Annotated in this window: 16 protein-coding genes; 5 read left to right on the forward strand and 11 right to left on the reverse strand. The window is 57.5% G+C overall.

What is annotated here, in order from left to right; genetic code table 11:
* The first annotated feature begins 1 nt into the window (after position 1).
* Entirely contained in the window at positions 2–232 is a 231-nt protein-coding gene (locus F0M18_RS04605) for a DUF2970 domain-containing protein (protein WP_149610238.1), read from the forward strand.
* Positions 233–258: 26 nt separating this feature from the next.
* Here the strand turns inward: F0M18_RS04605 and F0M18_RS20040 are convergent, their stop codons facing one another.
* Positions 259–381, reverse strand: a complete 123-nt coding sequence (locus F0M18_RS20040; RefSeq protein WP_262500825.1) for a hypothetical protein — start codon at positions 379–381, stop codon at positions 259–261.
* 197 nt (positions 382–578) lie between these two features.
* On the opposite strand from F0M18_RS20040, the gene F0M18_RS04610 reads away from it, so the two are divergent.
* The 3 genes from F0M18_RS04610 (at position 579) to F0M18_RS04620 (ending at position 3,925) form a co-directional block, all read left to right on the forward strand.
* Positions 579–2,234, forward strand: a complete 1,656-nt coding sequence (locus F0M18_RS04610) for a nitrite/sulfite reductase (protein WP_149610239.1) — start codon at positions 579–581, stop codon at positions 2,232–2,234.
* Positions 2,227–2,667 (forward strand): DUF934 domain-containing protein, encoded by a 441-nt coding sequence (locus F0M18_RS04615; RefSeq protein ID WP_149610240.1) that lies wholly within the window; start codon positions 2,227–2,229, stop codon positions 2,665–2,667. The genes F0M18_RS04610 and F0M18_RS04615 overlap by 8 nt, the downstream gene beginning before the upstream one ends.
* 88 nt (positions 2,668–2,755) lie before the next feature.
* Positions 2,756–3,925, forward strand: coding sequence for a cation:proton antiporter domain-containing protein (locus F0M18_RS04620; protein WP_149610616.1), 1,170 nt, complete (start codon positions 2,756–2,758; stop codon positions 3,923–3,925).
* 105 nt (positions 3,926–4,030) lie between these two features.
* Here the strand turns inward: F0M18_RS04620 and F0M18_RS04625 are convergent, their stop codons facing one another.
* A complete protein-coding gene (locus tag F0M18_RS04625; RefSeq protein WP_149610241.1) occupies positions 4,031–4,960 on the reverse strand; it encodes an FAD-binding protein in 930 nt (309 codons plus the stop codon).
* On the reverse strand, positions 4,960–5,709 hold the full coding sequence (locus F0M18_RS04630) for an electron transfer flavoprotein subunit beta/FixA family protein (RefSeq protein ID WP_149610242.1): 750 nt from the start codon (positions 5,707–5,709) through the stop codon (positions 4,960–4,962). Before F0M18_RS04630 ends, F0M18_RS04625 begins: the two co-directional genes overlap by 1 nt.
* Before the next feature lie 321 nt (positions 5,710–6,030).
* Here F0M18_RS04630 and F0M18_RS04635 point away from each other — a divergent pair, with 321 nt between their 5' ends.
* Positions 6,031–7,683 carry an electron transfer flavoprotein-ubiquinone oxidoreductase gene (locus tag F0M18_RS04635; RefSeq protein WP_149610243.1) on the forward strand — a complete coding sequence of 551 codons (1,653 nt, stop codon included), beginning with the start codon at positions 6,031–6,033 and terminating at the stop codon, positions 7,681–7,683.
* A 100-nt stretch (positions 7,684–7,783) separates the two neighbouring features.
* Here the strand turns inward: F0M18_RS04635 and F0M18_RS04640 are convergent, their stop codons facing one another.
* From F0M18_RS04640 to tig, 8 genes are all read right to left on the reverse strand, one after another.
* The gene (locus tag F0M18_RS04640; protein WP_149610244.1) at positions 7,784–8,305 is read right to left on the reverse strand and encodes a DUF1285 domain-containing protein; all 522 of its coding nucleotides are present in this window, start codon (positions 8,303–8,305) and stop codon (positions 7,784–7,786) included.
* 21 nt (positions 8,306–8,326) lie between these two features.
* The gene (locus F0M18_RS04645; protein WP_149610245.1) at positions 8,327–9,511 is read right to left on the reverse strand and encodes a phosphoglycerate dehydrogenase; all 1,185 of its coding nucleotides are present in this window, start codon (positions 9,509–9,511) and stop codon (positions 8,327–8,329) included.
* 21 nt (positions 9,512–9,532) lie between these two features.
* Positions 9,533–11,413, reverse strand: a complete 1,881-nt coding sequence (locus F0M18_RS04650) for a SurA N-terminal domain-containing protein (protein ID WP_149610246.1) — start codon at positions 11,411–11,413, stop codon at positions 9,533–9,535.
* Between the two features lie 115 nt (positions 11,414–11,528).
* Entirely contained in the window at positions 11,529–11,804 is a 276-nt protein-coding gene (locus tag F0M18_RS04655) for an HU family DNA-binding protein (protein ID WP_149610247.1), read from the reverse strand.
* A 184-nt stretch (positions 11,805–11,988) separates the two neighbouring features.
* Positions 11,989–14,400 carry an endopeptidase La gene (lon, locus tag F0M18_RS04660; RefSeq protein ID WP_149610248.1) on the reverse strand — a complete coding sequence of 804 codons (2,412 nt, stop codon included), beginning with the start codon at positions 14,398–14,400 and terminating at the stop codon, positions 11,989–11,991.
* A gap of 129 nt (positions 14,401–14,529) precedes the next feature.
* Positions 14,530–15,822, reverse strand: coding sequence for an ATP-dependent Clp protease ATP-binding subunit ClpX (gene clpX, locus F0M18_RS04665; protein ID WP_149610249.1), 1,293 nt, complete (start codon positions 15,820–15,822; stop codon positions 14,530–14,532).
* Positions 15,823–15,934: 112 nt separating this feature from the next.
* The gene (gene clpP / locus F0M18_RS04670) at positions 15,935–16,573 is read right to left on the reverse strand and encodes an ATP-dependent Clp endopeptidase proteolytic subunit ClpP (protein WP_149610250.1); all 639 of its coding nucleotides are present in this window, start codon (positions 16,571–16,573) and stop codon (positions 15,935–15,937) included.
* Between the two features lie 63 nt (positions 16,574–16,636).
* The gene (gene tig / locus F0M18_RS04675; protein WP_149610251.1) at positions 16,637–17,962 is read right to left on the reverse strand and encodes a trigger factor; all 1,326 of its coding nucleotides are present in this window, start codon (positions 17,960–17,962) and stop codon (positions 16,637–16,639) included.
* Between the last annotated feature and the right edge of the window lie 24 nt (positions 17,963–17,986).

Here is a 17,986-nt window from a genome sequence, read left to right on the forward strand (position 1 = left end):
CATGTCAGATAACAAAGACGAGAGTCACAAGGAAAAAGAACCGCTGCGGCCGTTTCAGGTCATCTCCAGCATTTTCGCCGCTGGACTCGGGGTGCAGAGCAGCAAGAATCGCGAACGCGACTTTAAACAGGGGCGCGCCGGGGTGTTCATCGCCGCCGGCCTCATTTTCACCCTGCTGTTCATTGCGGTGATGGTGGTCATAGTCCAGTTGGTGCTGAAAGGGGCCGCATGATTCCACACCGCCCCTGATGGCATTTTTCAGGTCGGCATGCCGGATAGCCAGAGGTACAGTGTGAATACCACCAGGGATATTACTGCGGTCGCCGCTATCGCATCGGCCGCGCCATCACCGTTGTCATGGTCCTGCATTTGTTCGCTCATATTCAGCTCCAGATTCGTGGTTGGGGAAAGTCGCGACATTATAGCAGTTAGTTGATATATCCCAAGTTCGACTTGTCGCAAACCGCTGGTTCTAACCTTATGAATAATATGACTATTTAATGTAGCCGGTTTTCTGATAAGGTACCGCCCTCCGCGCGCGGGACAAACCGCAGCAGCAGCACTGACAGGACGCCCAGATGTACGTTTACGACGAGTACGACCAGAAGATTGTCGATGAGCGGGTAGCGCAGTTTCGCGACCAGACCCGGCGATTTCTGGACGGAGACTTGAGCGAAGCCGAATTCCTCCCACTACGCCTGCAAAATGGCCTTTATGTGCAGCGGCTCGCCCCCATGTTGCGGGTAGCTGTGCCCTACGGGCTAATGAGCAGCCGCCAGTTACGCAAGATAGCGCAGCTGTCCCGGGACTATGACAAAGGCTACGTGCATATCAGCACGCGACAGAACATACAGTTCAACTGGCCGGAACTGGCCGAAGTACCAGAGCTTCTGGCCGAGTTGGCCAGTGTGCAGATGCACGCCATCCAGACGTCCGGGAACTGCATACGCAACACCACCACAGACCAGTATGCTGGTGTGGCTGTAGATGAACTCGAAGACCCCCGCCCCTGGTGCGAGATCATTCGCCAGTGGTCCACCCTGCACCCGGAATTTGCCTTCCTGCCCCGCAAATTCAAGATCGCGGTGTGCGGCAGCGAAGAGGACCGGGCGGCGATCTATGCACACGATATTGGCCTCGAACTGGTCACCGGCGAGAACGGCGACACCGCCTTTCGCGTACTCGTTGGCGGCGGCCTGGGTCGGACTCCGGTGATTGGCACGGAGATCTGTGCCAGGCTCCAAAGCCGGCACCTGCTCACCTACCTCGAAGCGATCCTCCGTGTGTATAACCAGCATGGGCGGCGTGACAACAAGTACAAGGCCAGGATCAAGATACTGGTCAAGGCGATGGGTGCGGACGCGTTCCGGGAGGCCGTTGCACAGGAGTGGTCGCGTATCAAGGACGGCCCCGGCACGCTGACCGGAGCGGAAATAGAGCGCGCGCGCAGTTTCTTCACGGCACCGGAATATCGTGAAATTGACGCAGCCGGCGCCGACTCGGAGCTGCAGGCGCGATCCGCCGCAGACCCACTGTTTGCCAACTGGCTGAAACGCAATACGGTTGCGCACCGTGTCCCCGGCTACCAGATTGTCAATGTATCGCTGAAGGCCACGGGATTCGCGCCGGGTGATATCAGCGATAGCCAGCTCGAGCTGGTCGCAGACCTGGCAGAGCAGTACTCCTTCGGTGAGTTGCGTACCACGCACCAACAAAACCTGGTGCTGGCTGATGTCGAACAGGGCCAGTTGTATTCGCTCTGGCAGCAGTTGCAGGCAGCCGGGCTGGCGACGCCCAACATCGGCTACCTCACCGACATGATCTGCTGCCCAGGCGGCGACTTCTGCTCCCTGGCCAATGCCAAGTCCATTCCCGTGGCAGAAGCAATCCAGGCGCGCTTCGATGACATGGATTATGTCTACGACCTGGGCCCGCTCGATTTGAATATCAGTGGCTGCATGAATGCATGTGGTCATCACCATATCGGCCACATCGGCATCCTCGGCGTCGACAAAAAAGGGCAGGAATTTTTCCAGGTCAGCCTTGGCGGCAACCAGGGCAAGGATGCCAGTATTGGCAAGATTCTCGGGCCGTCTTTCCGGCAGGAAGATATGCCCGATGTGATGGAAAAACTGCTGTCCACCTTCGTAAAACTGCGCGAAGGCGAAGAAACATTCATCGACACCTATCGCCGCGTTGGAATAGAGCCCTTCAAGGAGTATGTGTATGGCTAGGTTGATCAGAAACGGCGCGATCGTTGAAGATCACGGTCCGGAAGTACTGGACCTTGAGCAGTGGCTCGCGGCAAAGGATCGCGGCAGCCGGGCAGTCGTTCTCGAACCCGGAGAAAGCCTGGCACCATTGATCGAGCACATTGAGGAAATTCCGCTGGTGCTGGTTAACTTCCCGACCTTCATGGACGGGCGTGGCTTTTCCTATGGCCGTGAACTGCGAGAGCGCGGTTACAGCGGCGAATTGCGCGCGGTCGGTCACTTCATGCGTGACCAGCTGACTTACCTGTCACGCTGTGGTTTCAACGCGTTTCAGTTTGAGGACGAGTCGCAACTTGAGGCCGCGCTGGAAAGCCTTGCTGATTTCAGCGAGTACTACCAGGCGTCTGTTGACCAGCCCCTGCCGCTGTTTCGGCGCCGGGCAGCAGACAACTAGGCCAACGCGCCGCCCCACGGGTGCCCTGATTACGCAGATTCCAGCGCCGGCGGTATCTATCCGCCTGTTGCTTGATTAAACTGGCGTGATGGATGTGTCTATTACCTTTTCCTTCTTCCTGATTTTCACCGGTGCGGCCATCTTTGCGTCACTGGCCCTGGCCACGCGCCAACCCCTGATTATCGCCTACATTGCCCTGGGCGCCTGTATCGGGCCCTACGGTTTCTCCATGGTCACAGACACGCAGCTGCTGGCGGAGATTGGCCACATCGGCATTATCTTCCTGCTGTTCCTGCTGGGCCTGGATATGCAGCCCCAGGCACTGTGGGCGACACTGCGAAAATCAACCGTGGTAGCGCTGATCAGTTCACTGATCTTTCTGGTTATGGCGTTTTCAGTAGTCAGGTTGTTCGGTTTCAGTAACCTCGATGCGCTCATCGTGGGCGCAGCGATGATGTTCTCTTCCACTATTATCGGCATCAAGCTGCTGCCTACCACGGTGCTGCACCACAAGCATATCGGTGAGCTTATGGTGGGGCTTCTATTGCTGCAGGACCTGCTGGCTATCATGGTGTTGATGGTCCTGTTCAGCGCGGCGGGAGACAGCAGCGACATGGGTATGGACCTGGCGCTATCCATGCTTGGCCTGCCGGTGCTGGGAGGTGCCGCGCTGCTGGTGGTGCGTTACGTGCTACTGCCGCTGATCGCGCGCTTCGATCGCTTCCACGAATACATATTTCTGCTCGCACTGGGTTGGTGCCTGGGTATGGCAGAGGCCGCTAAAGCACTAGGCCTCTCGGAAGAGATCGGCGCCTTTATCGCCGGCATCACCATCGCCACCAGCCCGATCTCACAGTACATTGCCGTCAACCTGAAGCCGCTGCGAGACTTTTTCCTGATCCTGTTCTTCTTTGCCGTGGGCGCCCGCTTTGACCTCGCTATGCTGGAACAAATCTGGCTGCCTGCGGTGGTGCTGGCGGTGCTGGTACTGACACTGAAGCCGGTTACCTATCGCTGGTTGTTCAAGGGGATGAGCGAATCCAGCAACATGGCCTGGGACCTGGGTTTCCGGCTCGGGCAGGCATCAGAGTTCTCGCTGCTTATCGCCTATGTCGCCGTTGCCGCGGGCCTCATTTCCACCGAGGCTTCCATGCTGGTCCAGGCAACCACGATCATTACACTGCTGGCATCTTCTTATATCGTGGTACTGAACTACCCTACTCCCATCGCCATATCAGATCGCCTGCGACGTGACTGACGGCAACCTGCCTGCAGCCTGGGAAGCCAGGCCGCCACACCGGGCAAGGCATAAAAAAACCGGCCACGAGGGCCGGTTTCCTGGATCACGATGGCAACGCCAGGGCTAGAGCTTGCTTTCGATCTCCGGCAGGGCGTCGAACAGGTCAGCTACCAGTCCGTAATCCGCTACCTGGAAGATCGGCGCATCCTCATCCTTGTTGATTGCAACAATGACCTTGGAGTCCTTCATGCCTGCAAGGTGCTGTATCGCGCCGGAGATGCCTACGGCGATATACAGGTCCGGTGCAACGATCTTGCCTGTCTGGCCAACCTGCATGTCGTTGGGCACGAAACCAGCGTCTACGGCGGCGCGTGATGCACCAATCGCAGCACCCAGCTTGTCTGCAATGCCATCAAGCAGCTTGAAGTTCTCGCCGTTCTGCATGCCGCGGCCACCGGAAATAACAACCGGTGCAGCGGTGAGTTCCGGGCGGTCAGATACAGCCACTTCTTCGCCGACAAAGCTCGAGATGCCCGCATCGTGCACGGCGTCCACCGCTTCCACGCTGGCTGAGCCGCCTTCTGCAGCCGCTGCGTCGAAGGCCGTGGCGCGAACGGTGATGACTTTCTTGGCATCGCTGCTCTTCACTGTGGCGATCACGTTGCCGGCGTAAATCGGGCGCTTGAACGTGTCGGCAGATTCAACAGAAGTGATCTCAGAGATCTGCGCAACATCCAGCAGCGCCGCGACGCGCGGCATGGTGTTCTTGGCGTTGGCTGTTGCTGCGGCGACGATATTGTCGTAGCCGGCACCGAGCTCTGCTACCAGCAGGCTGACGTTTTCTGCCAGCTGGTGCTCATAAGCTGCGTTGTCCGCTACCAGCACTTTGTTGACGCCAGCCACGGCTGCCGCAGCCTGGGCTGCACCGTCACAACCGGCACCGGCGACGAGGATGTCGATATCGCCACCAAGGCCCTGTGCTGCGGTTACCGCGTTGAGGGTAGCCCCCTTCAGGGAGCCGTTATCGTGTTCTGCAATTACCAGGGTACTCATCAGATTACCTTCGCCTCGTTCTTCAGTTTGTCCAGCAGCTGATCAACATCTTCAACCTTGATACCGGCCTGACGCTCAGCCGGCGGTTCCACACTGACCTGCGTCAGGTGCGTGGTGACATCGACGCCGAGGTCAGCTGGTGAGAACACGTCTAGCGGCTTCTTCTTCGCCTTCATGATATTAGGCAGGGACGCGTAGCGCGGCTCATTGAGGCGCAGGTCCGTGGTGACGATCGCCGGCAGATTCAGGGCTACCGTCTGCAGGCCACCGTCCACTTCGCGCGTTACGTTGACCTTGTCTCCGTCGATAACGACTTCGGAAGCAAATGTGCCCTGGGGCATGCCCGCCAGCGCGCCAAGCATCTGGCCGGTCTGGTTGTTGTCGCCGTCGATGGACTGCTTGCCGAGTATGACCAGTTGCGGCTCTTCTTTCTCGACTACGCCCTTGAGCAGCTTGGCGACTACCAGCGGCTCGACGGCGCCTTCTGTTTCCACCTGGATACCGCGGTCGGCACCCAGCGCCAGTGCAGTACGAATCTGCTCCTGACAGGCTTTGTCGCCGATTGAAACGGCGACAACCTCGGTGGCTGTGCCCGCTTCCTTGAGGCGAACAGCCTCCTCGACAGCGATTTCACAGAAGGGGTTGATAGCCATTTTGACGTTATTCAAGTCAACATCACTACCATCGGCTTTGGCGCGCACTTTGACGTTGTAGTCAACGACACGCTTAACGGCAACAAGAACCTTCATGGATTCTCCATATGATCATTGTGGGTGGGTTTACGGTGCCTGAGTGATCGCGATATCACCCGGTATAAGCAACTTCGGCGGGGTATCTTGCCCATTCTGCTGCCCCGGGTCAATAGCAAAGGCAGACAGGAAAATAGACCATATGAGCCAGATCAAGTATTGCCGGGATTCATAGCCGTGATAGTTTTTTATTTAGTAAAATTATATACTTGCCGCCCTTCTGGGGTTGTGGGCTCGATTGGCACGAGTAGCACGCCACACTCATTTACAGGCGATGAGCGATGCGCCTGAACCAACCCGGTTTAGAGAGAGGACACCGCTGTGGAACGCGAATCTATGGAATTTGATGTTGTGATCGTCGGCGCAGGCCCTGCAGGCCTGTCCGCCGCATGTCGCATCATGCAACTGGCACAGGAAAAGGAACAGGAAATCACCGTCTGCCTGGTGGAAAAAGGCTCTGAGGTTGGCGCCCACATCCTATCCGGCGCGGTGCTGGAGCCCCGGGCACTGAATGAGTTGTTCCCTAACTGGCAGGAAATGGGTGCGCCACTCAACACCAAGGTAAAGGGCGACAAGTTCTATTTTTACACCAGCGCCACAGGCGCCATCACCCTGCCCAACTTCCTGATTCCCAAGCCGACCCACAACGAGGGCAATTACATTGTCTCAATGGGCAACGTCTGCCGCTGGCTCGCGGAGCAGGCCGAAGGCCTGGGTGTGGAAGTTTACCCCGGCTTCGCTGCCGCGGAAGTGTTGTTCCACGAAGATGGCAGCGTGAAAGGTATCGCCACAGGGGACATGGGCATCAGTGCCGAAGGCGAGCAGAAAGACAGCTACATGCCCGGCATGGAGTTGCATGCGAAATACACCCTGTTCGCGGAAGGCTGTCGCGGCCACCTGGGCAAGCAACTTATCGAGCGCTTTGCCCTCGACGCCGGGAAGACCGCCCAGCATTATGGTATCGGCATCAAGGAAATCTGGGAAATTCCGCCCGAGAAGCACGAGGAAGGACTGGTGGAACACGGCCTGGGCTGGCCACTCTCAGAAAACGGCGCATCCGGCGGTGGCTTCCTCTATCATGCCGAGAACAATCAGGTGTACCTGGGCCTGATCACCGACCTGAGCTATTCCAACCCGCACCTCAGCCCCTATGAAGAATTCCAGCGCTGGAAGCACCATCCGACAGTAAGCAAGTATCTCGACGGCGGCACGCGTATCACCTATGGCGCAAGGGCCATCACCAAGGGCGGTTACAATTCGCTGCCGAAAATGCATTTCCCGGGCGGCCTGCTTATCGGTTGCGATGCGGGCACCCTCAACTCGGTGAAAATCAAGGGTAACCACACTGCCATGAAGAGTGGCCTGGTTGCAGCAGAGACCGTCGTAGACGCACTGGCTCAGGGCGACTCACGCCCTGCTGACCTGGCGTCCTATGCGGAGAATTTCGAGTCATCCTGGGCCTTCCAGGAACTCTACACAACCCGCAACTTCTCCGGCTTCATGCACAAGTTCGGTTTCATGCTCGGTTCGGCCATGGTATGGATCGACCAGAATATCTTCGGCGGGAAACTACCGTTCACGGTCAAGGACGAAAAAGCCGACTACGCCGCCCTGAAGCCCGCTGCGGAGTGCAAGGAAATCGACTACCCCAAACCGGACAACAAGATCAGCTTCGACCGCTTGTCCTCGGTTTTTCTCTCCAATACCAACCACGAGGAAGACCAGCCCTGCCACCTGACGCTCAAGGACCCGAATATCCCGCTGCAGGTGAACCTGCCTAAATGGGATGAGCCGGCGCAACGCTACTGCCCGGCCGGTGTCTACGAAATCGTCGAGGATGATCAGGGCAAACGCTTCCAGATCAATGCGCAAAATTGCGTACATTGCAAGACCTGTGACATCAAGGATCCGTCACAGAATATTGTCTGGGTTACTCCGGAAGGCTTCGGTGGACCCAACTATCCCAATATGTGACGGGGTGTAGTCAACCAAGCAAGGCGAGCCACGGCTCGCCTTTTTTGTGAGCGCCCATCCGGGGTCAGTACACAACCGGCAAGAGAGTCCAACAAAAAGGTCAGGCGCGGCCCAGTAGGTTGAGACGAAAATCACCGCTACAGAGATTGCCGTCGAGGTCAGCCATCTCAACCAGGCGGTACCACGCACTGCGTGAAAACACCGCGCAGAGCCCGTGCCAAAGTTCCACGGCAGCGACATTATCCAGACGACTTTCCAGGAATAAGGGGTGCTCCTGACCCACCGCGACACGCTTGCCCGTGTTGAGAGTCAGCTCCAGACTGTCGCCGGCCTGCTCGACATCTACAACAATCAGCGGATGCAGTTCCACTTCGATACGCCACTTCTCAACGGGCGTGACCAGGTAGTACTCGCCATCCTGCTCTCGGCGCAGGATGGACGCGAACAGGTTGCGCAGCGATTCACGGCGAATAGGATCGCCATCATGGTACCAGGTGCCGTCTGCCGTGATGCGAATGGCAATGTCACCGGACAGGGGTGGATGCCAGCGTTCCAGTGGCGGCGAGTCGAAATTGCGGCCTCCCTCGACCTGCGCAGCGATGCCTTCTATATTTGTTGCCATGGTCGATCCGGGCTCGCTTGCTCAGGCGCAGTCGCCGATAAGCCGCACGTTCACCACACCGTCCAGTGCCCGCATCTTGTCTAACACTGATTCACTGGCGTGGGATTCGATGTCGATCAGGTTGTAGGCAATCTCGTTGCGACTCTTGTTGAGCATATCGATAACGTTGATATTCTCGTCGGCCAGGATAGACAGGACGCTACCGAGAATCTTGGGAACATTCTCGTTGGTCACTGATAACCGGCAACCACTGACCCGCTCCAGCGTCAGGTTTGGAAAATTGACCGAGTTGCTGATGTTGCCGTTCTCCAGGAAGTCACGAATCTGCTCGGCAGCCATGATCGCACAGTTGTCCTCGGCTTCCTCAGTGCTGGCACCGATATGCGGCATGAGAATCACGTCGTCGCGTCCAATCAGGGCCGGAGACGGGAAATCCGCAATGTACTGGCGCAGCTGGTCGCCATCGAGCGCTGCCACCAGCGCCTCTTCATCAACGATTTCCTGGCGCGCAAAATTCAGCAGGCAAGTACCCTTGCGCACAGCGGACAAGAGCTCCGCATTGACCAGCCCCCGCGTCGCATCCAGGACCGGCAGGTGCAGGGTAATGTAGTCACAGCGGGCGAACAGTGCAGAGAGGTTGTCGGCTTTACGCACCTGCGATGACAGCCGCCAGGCGGCTTCTACCGACAGCGCTGGATCGTAGCCAACCACGTCCATACCCAGGGTCAAGGCCATTTCAGCCACCAGGGAGCCGATTGCACCGAGCCCCACCACACCGAGGGTTTTGCCCACCAGCTCGCTACCCTTGAACTGCTTCTTCTGGGCTTCAAGCACCTTGTTCATTTCGGCTTTGTCGGTCATGTCCGCCAGCGTGTCGACGTACTGGATACCGTCGATAATGCCGCGCGAACCCAACAGCAAGCCCGCCGCGACCAACTCTTTTACCGCATTGGCGTTGGCTCCGGGAGAATTGAATACCGGGATGCCGCGCTTACTGCATTCGGCTACGGGAATGTTATTGGTGCCCGCACCTGCACGCCCGATCGCCAGGACCGACGCGGGTATGTCTTCGATCTTTAACTTGTGGCTTCGCAGTAAAATCGCATGTGGGTGTGCGAATTCACTGGCGACCTCGTAGCAATCCCTGGGTAAGCGCTCCAGGCCCTTCAACGATATCTGGTTAAGCGTGAGAATCTGTTTAGCCATTTGTCCCTCGAAATTGCTGCGTTAAAGTACGTTTATCTCTGCTGCTTCACGCAGACCCTGGCGGTACTCGTTATCGATAAGTTGCCCGTATTCGGCGCCCACCATCTGCTGGATGACGTTGCGTTCTGCTTCCGGAAGACTCTGCAGCTCGCCGGGCGTGACCTGGGAGACCTCATAGACCAGCGCGTCGCCGCCGCTGCTGAGCACGTAGTCCACTACGGAACCACCCTCCTCGGGTGGCGCGAGTTGGAATGCCGAAGCCAGGATCTCGCGAGGCACCATGGGGTTGCGACGATCTGCGCCGAGTTCTACCTGCCACTCAAAGCCGGCGTCCCCGGCATAGTCCTCCACTCCGGCTCCACCGCGCAGCTGTTGCACCGCCATGGCGGCCTCACGCTCTACGGCCTGCAAGGCCCGCTCATCGGCGATTCTCGCGACGATTTGCTCACGCACCTGCTCCAGCGGCATGACCTGAGCGGGGAAGTGTTCCTGCACACGCAGCACGACCCAGCGGTTCTCTTCCAATTCGAGCACGTCACTGTTGTGACCCGCGTTGAGCACATCATCGGAGAAGGCAGCGTCGAGCAGGACACGGTCGGCAAACAGACCTTCGCTGTGAGCGCGAGTAATGCGCCCGGTACGGGCTACTTCGAGTGCCAGTTCCTCGGCGGGCTCATTGAGGTCCTGGGCGTTGAAAGCCAGGTCCTTGAGGGTTTCCACTGTACGCAACAGCTCCACCCTGGCTTCGCTGAGTGCGATCTGTTCCTCAAGCTGAGGCCGCATTTCTTCCAGTGTTGGGGCTTTGCCTTCACGGCGTTCATTGAGCAGGATAATGTGCGTGCCAGCCTCGGTCACAACCGGTGCGGATACCTCGCCAACCTGCAGCTCTGCTATCGCCAGCTCCATCGCTTCCGGGAACGCATCGCCACTGCTAAAGCCGAGATCTCCGCCAAAGCCGCTGGAACCGATATCATCGGAATATTGCTTTGCGAGTTCGGCAAAATCCTTGCCCGAGGATATTTCCTGCTCTACTGTTGCTATGCGCTGGGCGTAGTCCTCAGCAGACTCGTCTTCGCGCTGCTCCAGCAGGATATGCGAAACGCGGTTCTCCGTTGCATATTGCCCACCCTGCTTCTCCGCTTCATAGGCATCAAGAATCAGCGCTTCATCGACCGGCTGTTTGAAATCGTCGGCGCTGATCACGATGTAGTCCAGGACTACCGCTTCCTCGGAAAGGAACTCGTCAGCATTTTCAGCATAGTAGGTCTCTACCTCGGCGGCGCTGACTTCCACGTCGCTACGATAGCGCTCCATGGGAATTGTGAGATAACGAAGGTCGCGCTGCTCACCGAGAATTCGTGCGTTGAGGCTCAACTCCGCCGGTGTCGCGAATTCACTGGCGGCGAGGCCGGCGCGGACCTGCCCCATCACCAGATCGTCGCTCATGGTCATTCGGAACGACGTGGGTGTGAAGCCTGCATCAGCGAGACGTGCACGATACATATCAGCGGAAAACTGCCCGTCGACCTGGAACTCTTCCATGTTGGCTACGATGGAGCCAATCTGCGCATCCGACACCGTCAATCCCATTTCACGGGCCGACTGGATAAGCAGCTTCCGCTGAATCAGCGTCTGCAGGGCCTGTTGGCTGATTAACTGGTCATCAAGCAGGTCGGGGTCGATATCGTCGCCCATCATCGCCAACAACTGTCGCTTCTGGTTATTCACAGCCTGCTGCAGTTCCTGCGGGGTAATTTCCTCACCATTGACCTCGGCTGCCGCATTGCTGCTACCGCCAAGCAAGATGGACTCGATGCCAAACAGCGAAAAGGCGATAACAATCAGGCCAATAATGATCTTTGCCGCAGTTCCCTGGGCATTTGCGCGTATGTCTTGGAGCATGGGTATATCTCTCTACAACTAAAAAAAAAGCGCACCGGTAGTGCGCCTTTTCTATCACTTCTCCTGTTACCGCAGCGGCATCCACCATTGCTGGCGGCGCTACACGGTAATTGCCTCAGGAGTTAACCGCGTCCTTGAGGGCTTTGCCCGCTTTGAAGCTGGGTACTTCGGAAGCAGCGATTTCGATTGTGGCGCCTGTCTGCGGGTTGCGACCGGTACGGGCGCTGCGATGCTTGACAGAAAAAGTACCGAAGCCGACCAGGGAGACCTGGTCACCTTTCTTCAGTGCGTCGGTAATACCGTCGATCACTGCATCCAGAGCGCGGCCGGCAGAAGCCTTAGGCAGATCCGCTGCTGCGGCGATTGCATCAATTAGTTCAGTTTTGTTCACACTTATCCCCTTGGAATATTTGGTCAGCTGGAGTGTCTTATCGCCCCGGGAAAGGGCAAAGAATTCATTTATTTATATCGAAGCCTCGAGGGCTGTAACCCTTGCCACGACTGCTTTTGGGCCCGTCTGGCAGACGCAAGACTGTATAACAGAGGGGGAATCCCGGTCAACCGGAACCCCCTTGTTAATGCGTATTTATGCGATTTTTTTCGTCTTCACTGTCCTGTGGCTCGCTCGCAACCGAACTGGCCATGAAGTCTTCGTCGCTAAGCGGTTCGGGCATGGACTCCAGAGCAATCGAAAGTACCTCGTCAATCCACTTGACCGCCCGGATATTGAGATCTTCCTTGATGTTATCTGGCACCTCTTTCAAGTCGCGCTCGTTCTCTTTGGGAATGATCACGGTCTTGATACCCCCTCTCCGGGCAGCGAGCAGTTTTTCTTTCAGGCCACCTATCGGCAACACTTCGCCCCGCAGGGTAATTTCACCTGTCATCGCCACGTCCGCGCGCACCGGTATGCTGGTCAGGACCGACACCAGAGCCGTGCACATAGCGATACCCGCACTGGGGCCGTCCTTGGGTGTAGCACCCTCTGGGACGTGAATGTGCACATCATGCTTCTCATGGTAATCAGCCGGTATCCCGAGCATCTGCGAACGGCTGCGCACGACTGTCGTGGCGGCCTGTATCGACTCCTGCATCACGTCGCCCAGGGAACCCGTTTTCACGTGCCGGCCCTTGCCGGTCACTGCCACGGCTTCGATCGTCAACAGCTCGCCGCCAACAGATGTCCAGGCAAGTCCCGTGACCTGCCCTATCTTGTTCTCTTCCTCGGCGATACCGAAGTTATACTTGCGCACGCCCAGCAGGTCACTCAGCATCTCCGGTGTCACCGTGGCGCCACTTTCGGCTTCCTCAAGGGTGATGGCCTTGACCATCTTGCGGCATACCTTGGCTATTTCCCGCTCCAGCGCACGCACACCGGCCTCGCGTGTATAGTAGCGAATGATATCCGTTACCGCCGCCTGCTCGATATGCAACTCGTCTTTCTTCAGGCCATTGAGCTTGACCTGTTTCGGTATCAGGTAGCGCTCGGCGATATTGAGCTTCTCGTCCTCGGTATAACCGGGAATGCGGATGACCTCCATGCGATCCAGCAGGGGCCCGGGGATATTCATGGTATTCGACGTGCAGACGAACATCACATCTGACAGGTCGTAGTCCACTTCGAGGTAGTGGTCATTGAAAGCATGGTTCTGTTCCGGATCCAGAACTTCGAGCATGGCTGACGCGGGGTCGCCGCGATGGTCCATACCCATTTTGTCGATCTCGTCGAGCAGGAACAGCGGGTTTTTTACGCCTGCTTTCGCCATCTTCTGCAGCAATTTTCCGGGCATTGAGCCGATATAGGTACGCCGGTGGCCGCGGATTTCGGCTTCGTCTCGCACGCCGCCGAGAGCCATGCGTACGAACTTGCGATTGGTCGACCGGGCAATCGATTCGCCCAGGGAAGTCTTACCGACTCCGGGGGGACCTACCAGGCACAGCACCGGGCCCTTCACCTTGCGCACACGCTTCTGCACCGCCAGGTACTCGAGAATACGGTCCTTGACCTCTTCAAGACCATAGTGATCTTCGTCGAGGATCTGCGTGGCCCGCTTGAGGTCATGCTTGACCTTGCTGCGCTTGGCCCAGGGCACACTCACCATCCAGTCTATATAGCTGCGCACTACCGATGCCTCTGCAGACATCGGCGACATCATCTTCAGCTTGCCGAGTTCAGCCTCGGCCTTTTCCCTGGCCTCGGCGGGCATCTTGGCGTCGTCGATCCGGGCCTGCAACTCGTCCAATTCGTTGGGCGCTTCATCCATTTCACCGAGCTCTTTCTGGATGGCCTTCATCTGCTCGTTGAGATAATACTCGCGCTGGCTCTTCTCCATCTGCTTCTTGACCCGGCCGCGAATGCGCTTCTCGACCTGGAACAGGTCGATCTCGGCCTCCATCAGGCCCATCAGGTGTTCAAGGCGCGGACGGATGCCCGCTATCTCCAGAATGCGCTGTTTTTCGTCGAGGTCCACACTCATGTGCGCGGCAATGGTGTCGGCGAGGCGGCCCGGCTCGTCAATCCCGGTCAACGAGGTCAGCACCTCGGCAGGCACCTTTTTGCTCAGGTTTACGTATTTCTCGAACTGGGTATTGGTTGATCGCAGAAGGCCTTCCACCTCGGCTTCGGGCACGTCATCACTGACAATCTCGCGCACGGCAGCCACGGCGAATGCGCCATCGTCATCGACGCTTTCCACCACCGCGCGGAAGCCACCTTCCACCAGCACCTTGATGGTGCCATCTGGCAGCTTGAGCAGTTGCAGGATGTTGGACACGGTACCAACCTGGTAGATGTCGTCCGTGCCAGGGTTGTCATCGGCAGCATCGCGCTGGGCCACAAGCAGTACCTGCTTGTCATTGGCCATGGCGAACTCCAGCGCCTCTATGGACTTTTCCCTGCCGACGAACAGCGGAAGCACCATGTGCGGGTAAACAACGACATCGCGCAGTGGTAGAAGAGGCAATTCAATGACTGAGGAAGAACCCATAACGATCTCCGGGTTGGGGGGGGAAAACACTTCATGCTTTCAAGTATGGGGGCGATTCGCCGGATTACAAGGAATCACGGCCTACGCCTCCTCCCGGCCATCTCGCGTGCCCGGGCAGGATCGTCGTGGCTAGTCCTCCGTGGAGGCCGCCCGCGCGGAAGGTTCGTTGTTCTGGTACACCAGCAGTGGCTCCGAATCACCGCGAATCACGGACTCGTCGATCACCACCTTGCTGACGTCATCACGTGACGGGATGTTGTACATGGAGTCCAGCAGCACACCTTCCAGGATCGAGCGCAGGCCGCGCGCGCCGGTCTTGCGTTCCATGGCTTTCTCGGCCACTGCGCGCAATCCGTCTTCGCGGAAGTCCACCTCAACGCCTTCCATTTCGAACAACTTGCTGTACTGCTTGGTCAGCGAGTTCTTGGGCTCCGTCAAAATCTTGACCAGGGCATCCGCATCGAGTTCCTCGAGTGTGGCAATCACAGGCAAGCGGCCAACAAACTCAGGGATCAGGCCGTACTGCACCAGATCTTCTGGCTCGAGTTCGAACAACAATTCGCCGACGTTGCTGGTTTCATCCTTGCTTTTCACTTCAGCGTTGAAGCCAATGCCGCCCTTCTCCGAGCGATTACGGATCACCTTATCCAGACCAGCGAACGCGCCACCACAGATGAACAGGATGTTCGACGTATCCACTTGCAGGAACTCCTGCTGGGGATGCTTACGGCCGCCCTGCGGTGGAACCGAGGCGACGGTGCCCTCGATCAGCTTCAGCAATGCCTGCTGTACGCCTTCCCCTGACACGTCGCGGGTGATCGACGGATTGTCTGATTTACGCGAGATCTTGTCTATTTCGTCGATGTAGACGATGCCCACCTGTGCCTTTTCAACATCGTAATCGCACTTCTGTAGCAACTTCTGGATGATGTTTTCGACATCCTCACCGACATAACCCGCTTCAGTCAGGGTGGTGGCATCAGCAATGGTAAATGGCACATCCAGCAATCTCGCCAGCGTTTCTGCGAGCAGCGTCTTACCGGACCCGGTGGGGCCAACCAGCAGGATATTGCTTTTACCCAGTTCCACATCTTCGGCACGGCCCTGGCCGTGGCGCAGGCGCTTGTAATGGTTGTACACGGCCACGGACAGCACCTTCTTGGCACGCTGCTGGCCGATCACGTACTCGTCGAGGATTGCCTTGATTTCCTGGGGTACCGGGAGCTGGTCCTGTGCCGGATCGCTGGCACTTTCGGCAACTTCTTCACGGATGATGTCGTTGCAAAGATCAACGCACTCATCGCATATGAAGACAGATGGGCCGGCTATTAGCTTCCGCACCTCGTGCTGGCTCTTGCCGCAGAAAGAGCAGTACAGCAGTTTGCCGCCATCGTCGCCGTTTGTGGTGGATTCGTCACTCATTAAGCCGCCCTACGCGAGAATCGTGAATTGTCATCATCATGGGGTTTAAGATGATGTTTTTTCCCGTGTTTTGCAAGTGCCACGGGGGTGGAAAAACCGGATTAAACGGATTTTAGTTCGCTGCGCTCCTGCTGTTGACAACTTCATCAATGAGCCCGTACTCGCGGCTTTCCTCTGCGTTCATGAAACGATCGCGTTCGGTATCCCGCTCGATCACCTCTAGAGGCTGACCGGTGTGCTCTGCCATCAGCTGGTTGAGCTTCTCGCGAATAATGAGAATCTCCCGCGCCTGGATTTCAATATCGGTCGCCTGCCCCTGGGCGCCACCTGACGGCTGGTGGATCATGGTGCGGGCGTTGGGCAGGCAGAAACGCTTGCCCTTGGCTCCGCCGCAGAGCAGGAAAGCTCCCATCGAGGCAGCCTGGCCCACGCACATGGTGCTAACATCCGGTTTGATGAACTGCATGGTGTCGTAAATGGACAGCCCGGCAGTGACGCTGCCACCCGGAGAGTTGATATAAAGATGGATGTCCTTGTCCGGGTTCTCTGACTCCAGGAATAGCAACTGGGCCACAATCAGGTTGGCCATATGGTCCTCAACAGGCCCCACGGCAAAAATCACCCGCTCCTTCAGCAGGCGGGAATAAATATCGTAAGACCGCTCCCCGCGGGAAGTCTGCTCCACCACCATTGGTACGAGGCCAAGGTTGTTAATGGTCTGTGAATTGCGCCCGTCTGGCTGAAATGACATATATCGATGTCCCTGTGGCTGATATAAGCGGGAGGCCACCTTATGATGGCCCCTATTTTTTGATCAGGCGTCTTCCTGCTCTGCAGGGGCTATTGCCTCCTGATAGCTGCATGCCTTCTCTGCTATCTTGGCACCCTCGAGCAGTTTTTCAACCACCTGATCTTCAAGCACCTTTGATTCTACGGAAGCCAGCTGCTCCTGGTTTGAATAATACCAGTTAATAACTTCTTCCGGCTCCTGGTAGGTGGAAGCCATTTCTTCAATGGTCGCGCGAACGCGCTCCGCTTCGGCTTTCAGCTCCAGCTTCTTGATCAACTCAGAAAGCACCAGGCCGAGTTTGACGCGCTTTTCAGCGTTCTCTGTGAACATGTCGTCCGGCAGCAATGACTTGAGGTCCAGGTCCTGCCCGGCCGCTCCGCCGAACTGCTGGAACATCTGGTTGCGCAGCGCGTCAACTTCCTGGGCTATCAGGGCCCTGGGGATGTCCACGTTCTCATGCGCCGCGATCACAGCGTCCATAACCTGCTGCTTGACCTTGGCATCAACCGCGTTCTTGAGCTCGCGCGCCATGTTTTCAGCGACTTCCTTGCGGAACTGCTCTTCACCGCCTTCTTCGACACCGTACTTCTCGAACAGTTCTTCATTCAGGGCAGCGGGTACCATTTCCTCGACCGTATTGACGGTAACCTTGAACTCCACGGCAGCGCCCTTGAGGTCCTCGTTGTGGTACTCGTCAGGGAATGTCAGCTCCAGGGTCTTCTCGTCGCCCGCCTGCATGCCGACAATGCCATCCTCGAAGCCGGGTATCATGCGGCCGGAGCCCAGCTCCAGTTCGGAGTCCTCTGCGCTGCCACCCTCAAATGCCTCGCCATCTTTGGTGCCCACGTAAGAGATGTTGACGCGATCACCTTCCACTGCGGCGCGCTCGACAGCCTGCCATTCGCCCTGCTGTTTGCGAAAGACCTCGATGATGTTGTCGACGTCTTCGTCGGTTACTTCAGCGACGGGCTTTTCGACTGCAAAGCCTTCCATGTCAGCAACTTCCACTTCCGGGAACACTTCAAAAGTGGCGATGTACTCCAGGTCCTTGCCTGCATCAAGAGACTTTGGCTCTATGCTTGGCTGGCCGGCCGGGCGCAGGTTTTCCTGTACCACCGCTTCCTGGAAAGACTGGCTCATCACTTCACCGAGCACTTCCTGGCGAACACCGGCACCGAAGCGCTGGCGCATGACTTTCATCGGCACCTTGCCGGGTCTGAAACCCGGCATCTTTACGTTCTTGGCCGCCTTTTTCAGGCGCTCGTCAACTTCGCTATCTACCCGTGCAGCGGGTACGCCAACGGTCAAACGACGCTCCAGGCCGGAAGTCGTCTCTATAGAAACCTGCATGGTATTTCCTCGTCACTCAATGGT

It is taken from the genome of Pseudohalioglobus sediminis, assembly GCF_008370495.1.
Lineage (GTDB): Bacteria > Pseudomonadota > Gammaproteobacteria > Pseudomonadales > Halieaceae > Halioglobus.